At 61.0% G+C, this 14,187-nt stretch carries 10 protein-coding genes and 2 pseudogenes; 3 read left to right on the forward strand and 9 right to left on the reverse strand.

From position 1 onward, the window contains the following. Window positions 1–10: 10 nt before the first annotated feature. A complete protein-coding gene (locus tag LOY34_RS10870) occupies window positions 11–625 on the reverse strand; it encodes a dihydrofolate reductase family protein (RefSeq protein WP_195883756.1) in 615 nt (204 codons plus the stop codon). Between the two features lie 187 nt (window positions 626–812). On the opposite strand from LOY34_RS10870, the pseudogene LOY34_RS10875 reads away from it, so the two are divergent. Beyond that, a pseudogene (locus tag LOY34_RS10875) lies at window positions 813–1,172 on the forward strand (glyoxalase superfamily protein); the annotation flags it as partial. A gap of 21 nt (window positions 1,173–1,193) precedes the next feature. On the opposite strand, the gene LOY34_RS10880 reads toward LOY34_RS10875, so the two are convergent. From LOY34_RS10880 to LOY34_RS10890, 3 genes are all read right to left on the reverse strand, one after another. Next, window positions 1,194–2,024 (reverse strand): alpha/beta fold hydrolase, encoded by an 831-nt coding sequence (locus LOY34_RS10880; RefSeq protein ID WP_045201325.1) that lies wholly within the window; start codon window positions 2,022–2,024, stop codon window positions 1,194–1,196. A gap of 45 nt (window positions 2,025–2,069) precedes the next feature. After that, window positions 2,070–2,594, reverse strand: a complete 525-nt coding sequence (locus tag LOY34_RS10885; RefSeq protein ID WP_093384146.1) for an AAA family ATPase — start codon at window positions 2,592–2,594, stop codon at window positions 2,070–2,072. Window positions 2,595–2,689: 95 nt separating this feature from the next. After that, on the reverse strand, window positions 2,690–3,313 hold the full coding sequence (locus LOY34_RS10890) for a hypothetical protein (RefSeq protein WP_195883758.1): 624 nt from the start codon (window positions 3,311–3,313) through the stop codon (window positions 2,690–2,692). Window positions 3,314–3,540: 227 nt separating this feature from the next. Between LOY34_RS10890 and LOY34_RS10895 the strand changes: the two genes are divergently transcribed. Next, the gene (locus tag LOY34_RS10895) at window positions 3,541–4,464 is read left to right on the forward strand and encodes a hypothetical protein (RefSeq protein ID WP_045201328.1); all 924 of its coding nucleotides are present in this window, start codon (window positions 3,541–3,543) and stop codon (window positions 4,462–4,464) included. A 285-nt stretch (window positions 4,465–4,749) separates the two neighbouring features. Further along, window positions 4,750–5,953, forward strand: a pseudogene (locus LOY34_RS10900) (HPP family protein). Between the two features lie 34 nt (window positions 5,954–5,987). On the opposite strand, the gene LOY34_RS10905 reads toward LOY34_RS10900, so the two are convergent. The 5 genes from LOY34_RS10905 to LOY34_RS10925 all read right to left on the reverse strand — a co-directional run bounded on the left by LOY34_RS10905 (window position 5,988) and on the right by LOY34_RS10925 (window position 13,860). Then, entirely contained in the window at window positions 5,988–6,596 is a 609-nt protein-coding gene (locus tag LOY34_RS10905; protein WP_408980906.1) for a DUF6708 domain-containing protein, read from the reverse strand. A gap of 194 nt (window positions 6,597–6,790) precedes the next feature. Next, window positions 6,791–7,594, reverse strand: a complete 804-nt coding sequence (locus LOY34_RS10910) for a DUF6708 domain-containing protein (RefSeq protein ID WP_258664771.1) — start codon at window positions 7,592–7,594, stop codon at window positions 6,791–6,793. A 52-nt stretch (window positions 7,595–7,646) separates the two neighbouring features. Then, a complete protein-coding gene (locus LOY34_RS10915; RefSeq protein ID WP_195883761.1) occupies window positions 7,647–10,898 on the reverse strand; it encodes a T6SS effector BTH_I2691 family protein in 3,252 nt (1,083 codons plus the stop codon). Beyond that, window positions 10,895–11,833 (reverse strand): hypothetical protein, encoded by a 939-nt coding sequence (locus LOY34_RS10920; protein WP_195883762.1) that lies wholly within the window; start codon window positions 11,831–11,833, stop codon window positions 10,895–10,897. Before LOY34_RS10920 ends, LOY34_RS10915 begins: the two co-directional genes overlap by 4 nt. Continuing rightward, window positions 11,830–13,860, reverse strand: a complete 2,031-nt coding sequence (locus LOY34_RS10925; RefSeq protein WP_195883763.1) for a type VI secretion system Vgr family protein — start codon at window positions 13,858–13,860, stop codon at window positions 11,830–11,832. Before LOY34_RS10925 ends, LOY34_RS10920 begins: the two co-directional genes overlap by 4 nt. Window positions 13,861–14,187: the final 327 nt, after the last annotated feature.

The raw sequence follows: 14,187 nt of genomic DNA on the forward strand, positions 1-14,187 counted from the left end.
CAGCTGCAGTCTAGGCAAATGAGCCGGTGCGCACCTCCCCGTCAAGCACATAGCGGGCAATCAGCACTCCACCTGGCGTGCTGCTCGAATCGGCCAAAGTAAAGGACGCCGCTTGCGCCTGGTCATCGAACAGGCGCTTGCCACGGCCGAGGATGATCGGGTGAATCAACAGCCGCAGTTCATCCACCAGGCCCGCCGCCAGCAATTGACGCACCAGTTCGCCGCTGCCCTGGGTCAACAAGGTGTCGCCGTCCTGCTGTTTGAGGGTACGAATAGCCCCGGCTAGCTCACCCACCAGGGCATGGCTGTTATGCCAGTCGAGGGTCTCGGGGTGGTGGGTGGCGACATGCTTGGGCACACGGTTGAACAGGTCGGCGATGAACTGATCCGCAGAGTCGGTCTGGTGCGGCCAATAGCCGGCAAAAATGTCGTAGGTGCGCCGCCCCAGCAGCAGTTCGAACGGCTGCGAGAACAGCGTCTGCATGGCCTCGCCGAAGGCCTGGTCGGCAAATGGCACGACCCAGCCGCCGTAGCCAAAACCGCCGCTGGTGTCTTCTTGCGGCCCGCCCGGGGCCTGGATTACGCCGTCGAGGCTGGTGAAGGCGGCAACGATGAGTTTGCGCATGAGTGGCTCCTGATGGGGCTGCAGGCGGAACTGCCTGACACTAGTCGAACCGGCGCTGGCAAAATCGACAGCGCTTCGATCATCTGTGTACTATCGCCCCCAGGTTAATGCTGCCCGCCGCTCGCGCCCACACGGCCTCGGCTTCAGGAGAAAAACGATGATTTCAACCGAGCAAGCCAAGCAGATGGCGATCCGCTTCGACAAGCCCATTCCCATCCTGCGCAGCTTTGACGAAGCCAAGGCCCGCGAGTTCTACCTGGATTTCCTCGGTTTCAGCGTTGAGTTCGAGCACCGTTTCGAAGCTGACCTGCCGCTGTACCTGGGCATCAGCCGTGACGGCCTGCAACTGCACCTGTCCGAACATCATGGCGATGCCAGCCCGGGGGCGACGATCTTCGTGCCCACGCACAACATCGAGCAACTGCGCGACGAACTGCAGGCCAAGCGTTATGGCTATGGACGCCCGGATATCGTCGAGCAGGGCTGGGGTAAAGTGCTGGAAGTCTACGACCCGTTTGGCAACCGGATACGCTTCTGCCAGAGCTGATAGAACGGCATTGAGCCGCGATCAACTGCGGATAAAGGCCAGCAGGTCGGCATTGATGATGTCGGCATGGGTGGTAGGCATGCCGTGAGGGAACCCCTTGTAGGTTTTTAGCGTGCCGTTGCCGAGCAGTTTCGCCGACAGCGGCCCGGAGTTGTCGTAGGGCACGATCTGGTCATCATCGCCGTGCATCACCAGCACCGGTACCGTGACCTTCTTCAGGTCCTCGGTGAAATCGGTCTGCGAGAAGGCGACGATACCGTCGTAGTGGGCCTTGGCGCTGCCCATCATGCCCTGGCGCCACCAGTTGAGGATCACCCCTTGCGACGGCTTAGCGCCCGGACGGTTGTAGCCGTAAAACGGCCCGGAAGGGATGTCGTGGTAGAACTGGGCGCGGTTGGCCGCCAGTTGCGCCTGCAGGTCGTCGAATACTGATTTTGGCAGGCCGCCGGGGTTGCTGGCGGTCTGTACCATCAGCGGCGCAACCGCGGCGAGAAGGGCGGCCTTGGCCACCCGCTCCTGGCCATGGCGGGCGATGTAATGGATGACTTCGCCACCGCCGGTCGAATGCCCGACATGCACGGCCTTTTGAACACCCAGGTGCTTGACCAGCGCCGCCACGTCATCGGCGTAATGGTCCATGTCGTGGCCATCCCAGACCTGGCTGGAGCGCCCATGGCCACGGCGGTCGTGGGCGACGACCCGATAACCCTGGGCCAGGAAGAACAACATCTGCGTATCCCAGTCGTCGCTGCAGAGCGGCCAGCCGTGGTGAAAGAAAATTACCTCGGCGTCACGCGGGCCCCAGTCTTTGTAGAAGATCTCAACGCCATCGTTAGTGGTCACGAATGCCATGTTCGCTGCTCCTCTTTAGTGTGGGCGAACCATGAGCATAGGAGATCAGGCTGGAACGTGATTGAAGCCTTCGACAAACGCCGCAATTTGCCGGCTACCGCACAAATGCACCACCGGTACCTGCGGCCCGATGGCTTCACGTACCCTTTCAATCCCCGGGCGATAACCGCGATCGAAGGTCCAGACGAATTTCAGGAAGGTCAGAAACGCCCGGTCCAGCTTTTCGCTGCAGCCGTCGGCGAGGTCAGGGCGCGGGCGGTTCAGCACGCTGCGCTTGATCACCCGCATCAAGCAGGTCAGGCGCGGCGTATCCAGCCAGATCACCAGGTCAGCCTGCGGCAGGCGCAGGTCGAAGGTGCGCCGCGCATAGTTGCCTTCACACACCCAGGCGTCCTGCGACACTGCCTCGCGCACGCGCGAGCGGAACTGCTCGGCATCCGGCTCGACCCAGCCGGGCTCCCAGAACAACCTGTCCAGGTGCACCACCGCCAGGCCCAGTTGCTTGCCCAGGGCGCGGGCGAGGGTGGACTTGCCGCTGCCGGCGTTGCCCAGAATTACGATCCGTTGCATGAGGGACTGCCTTGTCGGAAAAAAAGCCGGCGATTGTGCAGGTTTTGTCGAGGCAGTGAAAGCGTACCGGTAGGGGTTTTGCAGCTATCGGCAGACTAATTGGCCGGCGCAGAGGGAATCAGATCGTCTTCAATCCACTTGGCAAGCCGGTGCCGGTTGATAGCGCGCGCCATGTGCGCCATGTGCTCCAACTCTGCAGTGCCGAGGGTTAATCCGTGGGACAGGAGTAGCGCCAGACCCTCAAGCGCATCGTGCTCTTGCTCCATGCAAATGACCGTTTGCCGGGCCGGGGTGAGGCCGTTGTTGGCGACCGATGAAAGGCTTGCACCACACTCGATCAAGCGCTTGGCGCGGTCCGCCCGACCGAACTTGAGCAGCGTCGAGAGTACGGTGAAGCCATCGTCGCTCGCTGCATCGACACTGTTGTTGCTGCTGTACCAGGCCAGCACCCATTCGAACACAGGGTCATCACTGTCCAATGACACCCGGTGCAGCAGGTTATTGCCGCCAAGGCTGTTTTTTTGCAGAAAATCAACGCCATTGGCCGCAAGAAATTCCAGCGCCTGAATGTTTTCAGCCACATAGAACAGAACAGGAGTGCCGTTATAGGATTCGCGGTTCTTGATCGGTGCAAGCAGGCGCTGCATTGCCCTGTTGTCGCCATTGGCCAAGGCGTCAGCGGCTTCAAACAAATCGATTATCAACGCTTCATTAGTCATCGCGGGCTCTGGGTCGAAAAATTGCGGACAAGACCGGCCCCTGGCGATTGCCCTGGTGTGCAGAACACCCGCTGGCGCTGGCCTGATCATGCACTTTGCATGATGGGCATGTTCGCAACGTGCTGCAACCTATTGAATTTATAGCCATTGCCCTTTCAACCGGTTTGGCACAGGGCGTGCACCCGTTGTAGTGAACATTCGATGTTCCTCACGGGAGCTCTACAACAATGATTACAACATCAGAAACCCACTCCACCTCCATCGTCGAAGCGCAAAGCCGCTCCGGCGTGTCATGGGCGGCTATATTTGCCGGCGCGGCGGGCGCCGCGGCGTTGTCGTTGATACTGGTTTTGCTCGGTATCGGGCTGGGCTTCTCGGCAGTTTCGCCGTGGGTTGGCGACGGCATGAGCGCCAAGGGCCTGGGTATCTCGACGATTGTCTGGCTGGCGCTGACGCAGATTATTGCCTCCGGCCTGGGGGGGTACCTGGCGGGCCGTCTGCGGGTCAAATGGGCGAGCGTGCATGGCGATGAGGTGTACTTTCGCGATACCGCCCACGGCTTTCTGGCCTGGGCCGTTGCCACGCTGGTCACGGCAACGCTGGTGGTCGGTTCGGTCAGCAGTATCGTCGCTGGCGGCGTGCAGGCGGGGGCTCAGGTCGCCGCCGGTGCTGCAGGTGGCGTTACTGCGGCAGCGACGGCTGCCAGCGGTTCCCAGGGTAGCGACCCCTATGGTTATTTCGTCGATACCCTGTTCCGTGGCGATGGCACGGTGGCGGTCAACGAAGATGCTGCACAAGTAGCGGTGACCCGGATCATGGCGCGCGCGTTGAGCAACGGCGGGCAACTGAGCGGCGAAGACCGCCAGTACCTGGCGCAACTGGTCAGCCAGCGCACCAACCTTGCGCCGGCCCAGGCCGAGCAGCGTGTCGACCAGGTCTTCGCCCAGGCGCGCCAGGCAGTGGACGACGCCAAAAAGGCTGCCCGTGAAGCGGCTGATGCCGCCAGCAAGGCGGCTGCGCTGTCGGCATTGTGGATGTTCATTGCCTTGCTGTGCGGGGCGTTCTTCGCCAGCCTCGCCGCCACTTACGGCGGCCGTCGTCGCGATGCCGTGGTGCTGGTCGATGACTACGTCAGTGCCCAAGTCCGTTGAACTGAGGAGAACTACCATGCGTTCACTACTGTTGTTCATGCTGGGTGTACCGATTCCGGTGATCATCCTGATCGCCCTGTTCATGCATTGATTGCCTGGCGAAGTCGGCGGCCTTGCCGCCGACTCGTGCCATCCCTCAAAAAAACTGCACTCACCCCTCAGTTTTTTGAATTACCACCCGCCAGCCCGATCCCGGCAAAATCCCCGCCCACGCAACACCCAAAAATTCCATCTCCACGGACGGAGCCCATTGGTATTGCCCCCTCGCAATACTCAGCCCAGCCAATTTGGCCGGGCTTTTTTTACTGCCCAGGTGCCCGATCTACCCATGTCTCTGCGCGCTCTGAACAACGGCTTCAACCGGCTGCTGCCGGCCCCTCTGAACATCCCCCCAAAAGAATGGCTACGCGCAGGCGTCGGCGCACTGCTCGGTCTGTTTCTCGCAGGCCTGGCCTGCAGCCTGGCCTTTGGCCCGACAGTGGCGCTGCACCTGCTCGGGCCGCTGGCGGCCTCGGCGGTGCTACTGTTTGCCGTGCACTCCGGGGCGCTGGCGCAGCCCTGGCCGTTTATTGGCAGCTATGCTAGCGCCACCGCGGTGGGCCTGGTGCTGCATCACTGCTTTGGTTCGGCCTTGTGGGTCGCGGCGTTGGCCCTGGGCGTGGCGATTTTGCTCATGTGCCTGCTGCGCTGCCTGCACCCGCCGGGTGGCGGCGTGGCGGTGAGCGTGGTGCTGGCCGACTCGTCGCTGGCGGCGATGGGCGACCAGGTGTTCGAACCGATCATGCTCAATGCCCTGGTGCTGGTGGCCGTGGCGGTGATCTACAACCGCCTGACCGGCGTGCGCTACCCGAAGACCGCCGCAGCGCGCAAAGACCTGCACCACACTGCCGACGTGCTGCCAGGTGAACGGGTCGGCGTCAGTGGTGAAGACCTCGATCAGGCGCTGGAAGAGCTCGGCGAGTTCGTCGACGTCACCCGCGACGAACTCGAACGCATCATCATGGCCACCGAGCAACACGCGCTCAAACGCAGCCTGGGCGGCATTACCGCCGCCTCGGTGATGTCCCGGGACGTGCAACTGGCGACCCCGCAAACCACCTTGCAACAGGCCTGGCAGTTGCTGTCGAGCCACCATCTGCACACCTTGCCGGTACTCGATGACGCCCGGCGCCTGGTGGGGATAGTCAGCCTCACCGACCTGATCGGCCCGGCCATGGCCCAGGGGCGGTTCAGCTGGCGCGCATTGCTCGGGCGCCGGCCCAAGGTGCTGCTGGAGCAGATCATGAGCCGGCCGGTGATTACCGTGCGCAGCGACGAGCCGGCGGTGGCGCTGATTCCGTTGCTCAGCGAGCAGGGGCTGCATTGCTTGCCGGTAATGGACGGCGAAGCGCTGGTGGGGGTGATTACCCAGACCGATCTGATTGCCGGGCTCAAGCGGCAGTTGTTGAGTGAGGTTGGGTTGCTCGGCAAGGACCGCGCGCCCGGATAGTGCGTCGCTTATCAGCGGGGGCCTGCCGTTGGCTTCAAGGCGCTGTCCTCGATTCCAGGTCTATGTCTTCAGGCCATTTCACCTTGGGCGCGAGGCGGCGGGCGAGATTGAAGGTGACCTTTTCGTTGTTCCAGTCCCGGGGCGGGCGAGGGAAGGCAGGGAGCGCCTGCGGTCCCTGCTGCATGAACAACTGAGCCAGGGCCCAGTACATTTCACCCTGCTGGATGCCGTGGGCGAAATGGAAGCGATCGATGACCTTGTTGGTGCCCGGTTCGACCACTGCCAAGGAAATGGTTTCAATCAGGCCTCCAGCGCCCATCGGTCCATACACGCTGCAGCCTTCGGCGCGCAGGTCATCCCAGTCATAAACTTCGGCGCGTACACCCCAGGCTGTGCGGCTGAAAGGGCGGCGTCCATTATGATGGAAGCGATAGACGTAGACTTTGCGGCGGAGACGGTTGAAGCGGATTGGCTCGTCTCGAGGGGCTTCTACTTCCATTCGCCAGTAATATAGTCCTCCCCAATAACCTATTGTAACTATCAATGGCTCAATTAGAAGTAGTTGAATGTTGTGAAGAGGTGCGTGTTTGAGCGTAACTATAGTAATAAAGCTCAGGTAGGTTGTAGAGGTTATAAAGAACATTATCGCAATCCATACGCAAATGCCGCGTACCCTGAAGGTCGATTGAGAGAGTTCCAAGTATGTATCGTCAACATGGTTTGGGGGATTTGGCAGCACCCAGGGGGGCGGTACTTCTGTAGGCAAGTCGTTAGGTGCGGGAAGGTCATACTTCCAGTGAGGTGCAGGCTTGTTCAGTAATGGCGATTTAGGAAGTCTCACGGCGCCGACCTTGACTCAAGGTCCATGTCTTCTGGCCACTTCACCTTGGGCGCCAGGCGTCGGGCGAGATTGAAGGTCACGGACTCGTTACTCCAGTCCCGGGGTGGGCGAGGGAAGTGGGGTAATGCCTGCGGACCTTGCTGCATGAATAGTTGCGCCATGGCCCAATACATCTCGCCTTCATCGCTCTCATGTGCAAAATGAAAACGGTCGATCACCTTGTTGGTGCCCGGCTCAACTACTGCCAGGGAGACAGTTTCAATCAGACCGCCTGTACCCATCGGACCGTACACACTGCTGACTTCAGCGCGAAGGTCTTCCCAGTTGTAAACTTCGGTGCGTACCCCCCAAGCCACGCGGCTGAAAGGGCGAAGTCCGTCTTGATGAAAACGGTAGACATAGACTTTTCTGCGCAGGCGGTTGAAGCGAATGGGTTCGTCCCGAGGGGCCTCGACGTCCATACGCCAGTAATAAACGCCTCCCCAGAAGCTTACTATAGATGCTGTAAGTCCAAAAAAAAACGCTGCCAATGAATGAAAACTCCGCAGGTTTGTAATGATACTTATTTGAAAGAAAAAGGAGGTTATCGCCAAAATAAAAAGAGCTATTGCGGCCCACACGCAAAATCCACGAGTCTTAAAAGACGAGCGTGGTAGCTCAAGATATACGTCGTTAACATGATTGGGCGGGTTTGTTAGTGTTTGGGCAGAGGGCGCCCGTGATGGCGGATCGTTGGGAACGGGAAGATCATACTTCCAGTGAGGTGCAGGGTTTTCTAATAAAGGTTTGGCTGAGTTCATTGCATTTCCGTGGTGGTTTTATGGGCGTAGGGGTAGAGTTGCTAGCTTCGCTTCAAGGCCTATCAGATAAGTTCAATTGAGCATACGCTTCAGGGGTGTATCGGTCTGGCCAGTAAGTTAATGTCAGGGTAGCCGTTTCTATATTGTGGCCGTCTGTATGTTTTGATAGATCAATGAAGCCGCTGATTTCTTTGATCTGTATCGTGTTTTTATTCGTGGACGGTACAGTTGTTATGGATGTGGAGGGTGTGTTGATGTTTTCGGTAGGGACGGTGTTTTTCGAAAAGCCCGGTGCGGTCGTCGGTTCATTCGCCTCTATAGGCAAGGGGCTCAGACTGCCTTCAACTAGAGTTTCACCATTTCTATAATTGCTGGATGATTTCTCTCCTCTACGGCTAATGGTCAATTTCCAATAGTAAGCTGAACGACTCGCATCGTAGTGCGGCAGGCGTAGACGGTATTTCAGTATTTTCTGTGCTGATGGAGTACCACCACTTGCAATGCCGTAGCCAACTCTAGGAGAACTACCGCCGTTGAGCAGTAGTTGAAAGTTGACCTTGGCTTCAACCCCCAGGGTTGCTGCATTTAACTCGGAGATGGCAATAGCTGCATGTTCTGGCTTGTTCCAGTGAATTGGCGGGCTTTCATCGTGATTCCCAAAAAAACAGCGTTTTGCCCAAAGGTCTAGTGGTGTCGACTCTTGTCTCTCGGCTGATTTATAAAACGCATATCCTGCCAAGCCTAGAAGTACGGCTAATCCAAGGGGGCCTAACAGCACTAAGGATCCTGACAAACCAGCTGCTATGCCAAAGCCCCCTCCAAAAAGCGAGAATAAAGACGAGGCGGTGTAAAACCTTGCAGCAGAACTATCACCACGATTCCAAGCGCGTCTAACAGCAACACCCGCTTGCGCAGCATCATAAAATCCTGCAATCGCACCCATAGTTGCCCCCGATTTCAAAAGCATGTTGCCCATTCGTGCAGTTGCGTTAGTTGCTGCCATGCCGCGTGTGGGCAGCACGTTCATCTTCTGAACCTGCTCCGCTCCTTTCCCCAACGCAATCCCTACCACCTCGATCCCACCCCCCAGCACCCCCAGGCTGCTTCCATACAGCGCCAACCTGGCTTCCATGGACTTCTCGCCAATCACCCGGTCGACTTCCTCAAGATTCTTTTTCATCGCATCGCCAAGCAGGTAAAGGCCACCCAATGCCAGCAGAAGCTCGCCGCTGCCAGCCGCGCCACGCAAACCCGTGAAGCCCGTACGTACCCAGGTGGCGGTTTGGTGCGCAGGAATTTGCAGACCCTGGAGCAGTTTTCGCGCGTGGGGGTCGAGGGTACCGATGCCCGCGGCGATGCTGCCAAGGGCGGCGTGGGCGCCTTTGCCCAGTTGTTCTGCACCGAGGTTGGCAGTGCGCATCAGCGAGGCCTGTAGTTGCGCAATCTCGCTGGCCTTGGCGTTTACCCAGATGCTAATGGTCACCGTCAGCGCTGCAATCCTGGGGTCCAGTACCGCCATGCTCAGCAGCCCGTTGAGGATGATGGGGCGGACCGCTGTGCGAACCTGGCGGGCTTCGTGGTCCACTTCTCCCAACTTGTCTTTGAGGTTGTTGATGGCGCGGTCGCTGGTATCGGCTGCCTTGCGTTGCAGTTCACGCAGGTGTTCACACTGCAGGGCGTAGTACTCGCTGAGCTTCATCTGCACCTTGAGCTCGGTCAGGTGAATGCCGTTATGCAGCAGTTGAATGGCGCTGTTGAGCCGGGACACAGCTCGCTCGACACCTGGCCCGAGCGCAGGCTGCAGGCGTGCGCTGGCGGCATTGAGGGCGCCCAGCAGTTGGGCCATGGCGTCTTGCACAGACGTGCGCAGCAACTGCATCGACTCGTCGCTGGCCAGTATCTTGCTCAGTGCAGCGTAGAGTTTTTCGCTGTCGTTCCAGTCGGTATCAGTGCTGGCCTTGAAACTCGGCAGCAGCTCGGCCAGCAGTTGCCTGTCACGCCGCAGCAGCGCGCGGTAGATGGGGCTCTGCGGGTTGCGCAGCCAGGTGTCCCAGAGCATCGCCGTAGGCCCCGAGTCGGCGTCAGCACTGGCTGTTACCGGGGCCTCGCTGATCCCGCCACTCAGGCACAGCGCCATGGTCTGACTGTAGGCCTGGCCCGAGGCAAAATCGTCACCGTCGTAATCGTGCTGTTCGCAGCATAAAAAGGCCGGCGTGCGGCAGGCCCCGGCGTAGGCTCGGCCGGCACCGTCGATGATGCGCTGGAAGCTTGCCAACTGCTGGTCATAGCGCTGCTGGAACTCAGCACGTTGCTGCTCGTTGTAACGCTCTTCCAATCGTCTGGTGTGCTCGAGGGCGCGCTCGTTGACCAGCCTTTCGCGCACCCGTTGCGGATCGGCAAACACCGGTGGGCCATCGCCGGTGAGCGGGTCGGGGGTGGCTGGCGTTTGCTGCTCTGCCCAGTCGCGATGCATGGCGCGGATCGCCAGCAGCAGTTGCGAGGTCTGCTGTTGATAGGCCCGGTCCGGGGTGTTCATCCACTGTTGACGGTGTCCAATCCAGCCGTTGCGAATCCTGTTGAGTTCCTGCACCAGGCCGATGCTGTCGTCCAGTTCCAGGGCCAGCACGCCGTGTGGCAGATCATGATGGGCGATGGCGTTGCGCAGGTAGCCTCGCAACGCGGTCAGGCGCCCGGCTCGAGTGTAAAAACCATGCACGCTATCAAAGCTTGGACTGGGCTGCTGTCGGTACTCGTAGACTTTGTTGTCCACCTGCAGGTTTTCGGCCGTCATGGCCCAGCCGACGCTTGCCGGATCGTTGCGTGCTGTGCCCAGGTCAAGCGCTAGAAAACGCTCGGGAAAACGCCCGCTCTTGTAGGCGGCGAGGACGCTGGCGGGCCACGGGTCGCTGGCAAAGGCCAGCCACGCCATGGTGTATTTTTGCGTGTCGATGTTCAGCAACGCCGCTGGGCAGTCATGCCCGGCCGCGATGCAGCTATCGGCCAACGGTGTCTCGTTGGTGGCCGCAGGCTGGTAGGGGTTGAACTGACGCAGGTAACCGTCGGGCGTGACCTGATAGGCCTGCCAGACCTGGCGGTCGAGCAGCACGTATAGGTAACCTGCCCGCAGGGTGCGCCAACCCATGCGGGTATTGTCGTCAGGCAGGGGGGATTCATGGGCCAGGCGCGGCACCACGGCCTTGCGCAGCGGCAGGATGGGCAGGCCCTGACGCTGGCAGACTGTGCATTGGTCGTTGTTGACCAGGCATTCGGTGGTGGCGATGGCGAGTTGCGAAGTCAGGCTCAAGGGTATGCTCCTGCATGGCTCAGGTCGGTGACAATCCGTTGCCAGCTGTTGTCGTTGCAAGGGGCGAGCAGGGTACTGAGCGATGCTGTTCCTCGAGCCGCCTGGTCGATCAGTGCACGGACGCGGGCGTGCTCATGCAGCCGCAGATCCAGCAACAGGCAGTGCATGGCCAGGGTGATGATGTCGTGATGGCTTTTCAGGCCCAATTGACGGGCCTGGTGAATCTGGTAGTGGGCCTTGGCAGCGGCATGGGGCGGCAGTGTTGTTGCACCTGTCCAGCGCGCCGGCGCGAACGTCAGCGGCAGGCTGAGGGCGCGTCGCCAGGTGGCAAGTAAGGTTGACACCAGCACCACCTCCTGCTGCACCTCGCCAGCGAGTGGACGAGGTACGACACTCGCGTGCGGATGGCTACTGATGACGCTGCTGGCACCGCTGGACATGGGAAACAGCCAGTGTTGAATCGGCCACCAGAATCCCTGTTCCGCCTGCTTCAACGTGCCGGCCAGCAATTCCAGGCGCAACGGTTCATACACCGGAAAGAACTGTGTGCCCTGTGCCATGGGCAGATGCCCTAGGGCGATCAGGTGCGCACTGAATGCAGCGGTGGTGACGCTGCTGCTGAGCCAGCCGCAGACGTAGCGTCGGGAGCGCCTGGCGTCCTCGTTTACACGCTGCGCCGAGAGCGACAGCAGACGCTCCGAAGGCCGGGCGCCGGGGCTCGCCAGGGTTACCAGCACCGGGCAGGCGTGCGGCGTGTGCTCAAGGTCCGGACGCCACACGCGGGTGAGGGCGTCGTCGCCCAGTGTCTGGCGCAGCGCCTCGATATGCAGGGGATCGTCCGAGGCACAGTCAGCCAATGGGTCGAGCAGCAGGTACAGCGTTGCTTCGGGCGTGTAGATCTCATCAACGAACTTCTGCACAAGCGCCGGCGTCATCGGTTTTTCTCCACACAGGCTTGCCCTGCCTCGGGCGAGAGCTGCAGGGAAAAGGGCTGTGCGCTGCCCGGCGCGGTCATTTGCACCGGCCCCTGTAGGGTAATGGCCAGGCCATTGAGGTGAATGCCCTGGGCATCGATCGTCAGGCTGCCGCCAGGGCCCTGAATGACCAGGCGCTCGCTGGCTTGCAGCTGGTAGGTTGTGGTGGTGCGCTGCATGCCCTGGCCGGCGCTCAGGTGATGCTGGCCGTGGGTGAGGTGCTCGCTGTGGCCGCCGACTTCGGTGCGATGGTTGGCAGTGGTGGCGTCAAAACGGTCATTGCCGACGCGCTCCCAGCGGTCATTGCCGATGCTGATCTCATGGTTCTGGCCAATGTTCAGCGAGCGGTTCAGGCCTATGTCCTGGGACTGGTTGTGACCGATGGAGAGGGTTTCATCGTTGCCCACCGTCTCACTGCGATCATTGCCAACAAACACCCCATTGTTGTGTTTGATATGAACGTTCTTGTCCTTCTGGGCATGGATGAACACCTCTTCCTGCCCCAGCTCATCCTCAAAGCGCAGCTCGTTGAAGCCCTGGCCCTTGTGGCTGCGGCTTTTGATGGTCATGCGCGTTTTGTGCTTGGGCAGTTGATACGGCGGCAGGTTGGTTTCGCGGTAGGCGCGGCCGGTGGCGATGGGCTGGTCGGGGTCGCCGTCCAGGTAGCTGATGATCAGTTCCTGGCCGACCCGGGGGATGGCCATGGCGCCCCAGGTGGCGCCGGCCCAGCCCTGGGCGACGCGGATCCAGCAGGAGCTGTGGTCGTCCTGGTGGCTGTCGCGGTCCCAGGGGAAGCTGACTTTGACCCGGCCCCATTCGTCGCAGTAGATCTCTTCGCCCGGCGGGCCGACCACGCTGGCGATCTGCGGGCCGTCGATGCGCGGCTTGGGCCGTAGCGGCGCTTTCCAGTCGGCGTCCCAGCGGATGGCGCTGGCGCTGAGCCGGTAGGCGGTGCCGCTGTCGCTGCCGAAGGCCTCTTCGAGCAGGCTGCTGTGCTGCGTGCCGTGGTGCTCGATGGCGATGGTGCGCCAGCGGTCGTTGAAGTCTTCGCGCGGGTGGTCGTTGAGGTCGAAGGCCAGGCCCGGCTGCAGGCGCGCGTCATCGCCTTCCATATGGGCCAGGCGGGCGTCGCTGCGCAGGGCGGTCAGGCGGGTTTTGGTGAAGGGCTTGCCGCTGGCGTCGCGCTTGTAGCGGCCGGGGTAGTCGTAGCGTTCGTAGTCGCTGTGCTGATGGTCGAGGTCGCTGGCGCCGACGGCGTTGTGCTGCAGGTTGTAATAGGGGTGGGTGAAGGTGTAGTCGCGCTGCACCTGGCGCGCGCTGCGCACCTGTTCGGTGTAGTGAAAGCGCTGCAGGGCCGGCTCGGCGCTGTCGCCGCCGGCCAGCGGCTGGTAGAGCACCGGGCAGTGCTCGTGGGTGCCGATGGTGCCCAGGCCGCCGACGCGGTCGGTGAGCCACAGGGTATGGCCGTCGGCACGGTGCTCGAAGCTGTACAGCAGGCCTTCTTCGGCGGCCAGGCGGGCGATGAAGTCGAGGTCACTTTCGCCGGCCTGGACGCAGTACTCGCGCGGCGGATGGTCGAAGCACAGGTAGGTTTTGACCTCGCTCAGGCGCTGGGCCTCGAGCACCGCGAGGATGATCTCGGGCACGCTCTGGCCCTGGAACATGCGCCAGTTCGAGCGCAGGCCGGCGCGTGCCAGGCTGGGTTCGAGCACGGCGCGGTAGCGGGTGCGGCGAAAGCCGGTGTCGCCCTGGCTGAACAGGCTGACCAGGCCGTGTACGTAGCGCACCGGGGTGTCGCCCCGCCACAGGGTGAACAGCGCGGCCAGGTCTAGCACGCGGTTGAAGTCGACGGCCGGGTCGTGGCTGGCCAGTTCCAGGCTCAGGCGAAAGGGCTGGGACAGGCCTTCCTCGAGGTGGAACTCGACCACCTCGAAGGCGTCGCCCTGCAGGGGCTCGAAGGTGAAGCGCAGGTCGCTTTGGCGGGGCATGGGGGGCTCTCTTGACTAGACCGGCAGATGACGGGATGCCATGCGGGCAGCCCCGGGAAATCTAGGCAGGTGCTAGCTCACGCCTCAAGGGATGAGCTGCAATCAAGAGAGGTCCTACGGAGTCCTTCGCCTTTGTCTGTCAGAAATATCGGAGGGAGATGCTAACCAGAGTGACGCAGTGCATCGGGAGGTGGGACCGAGGCTATGGGTACCTGACATTTTTGTCAGTAGTCCAGGCGTTCCCACAGGCATACAGTGAGGTCGCTGCAAATTACATTCCGAAGATGCATATAGCAGGAGACTGGACATGACAGGTTCTGAGTTCAC

Source organism: Pseudomonas sp. B21-009, from assembly GCF_024749345.1.
Taxonomy (GTDB): domain Bacteria; phylum Pseudomonadota; class Gammaproteobacteria; order Pseudomonadales; family Pseudomonadaceae; genus Aquipseudomonas.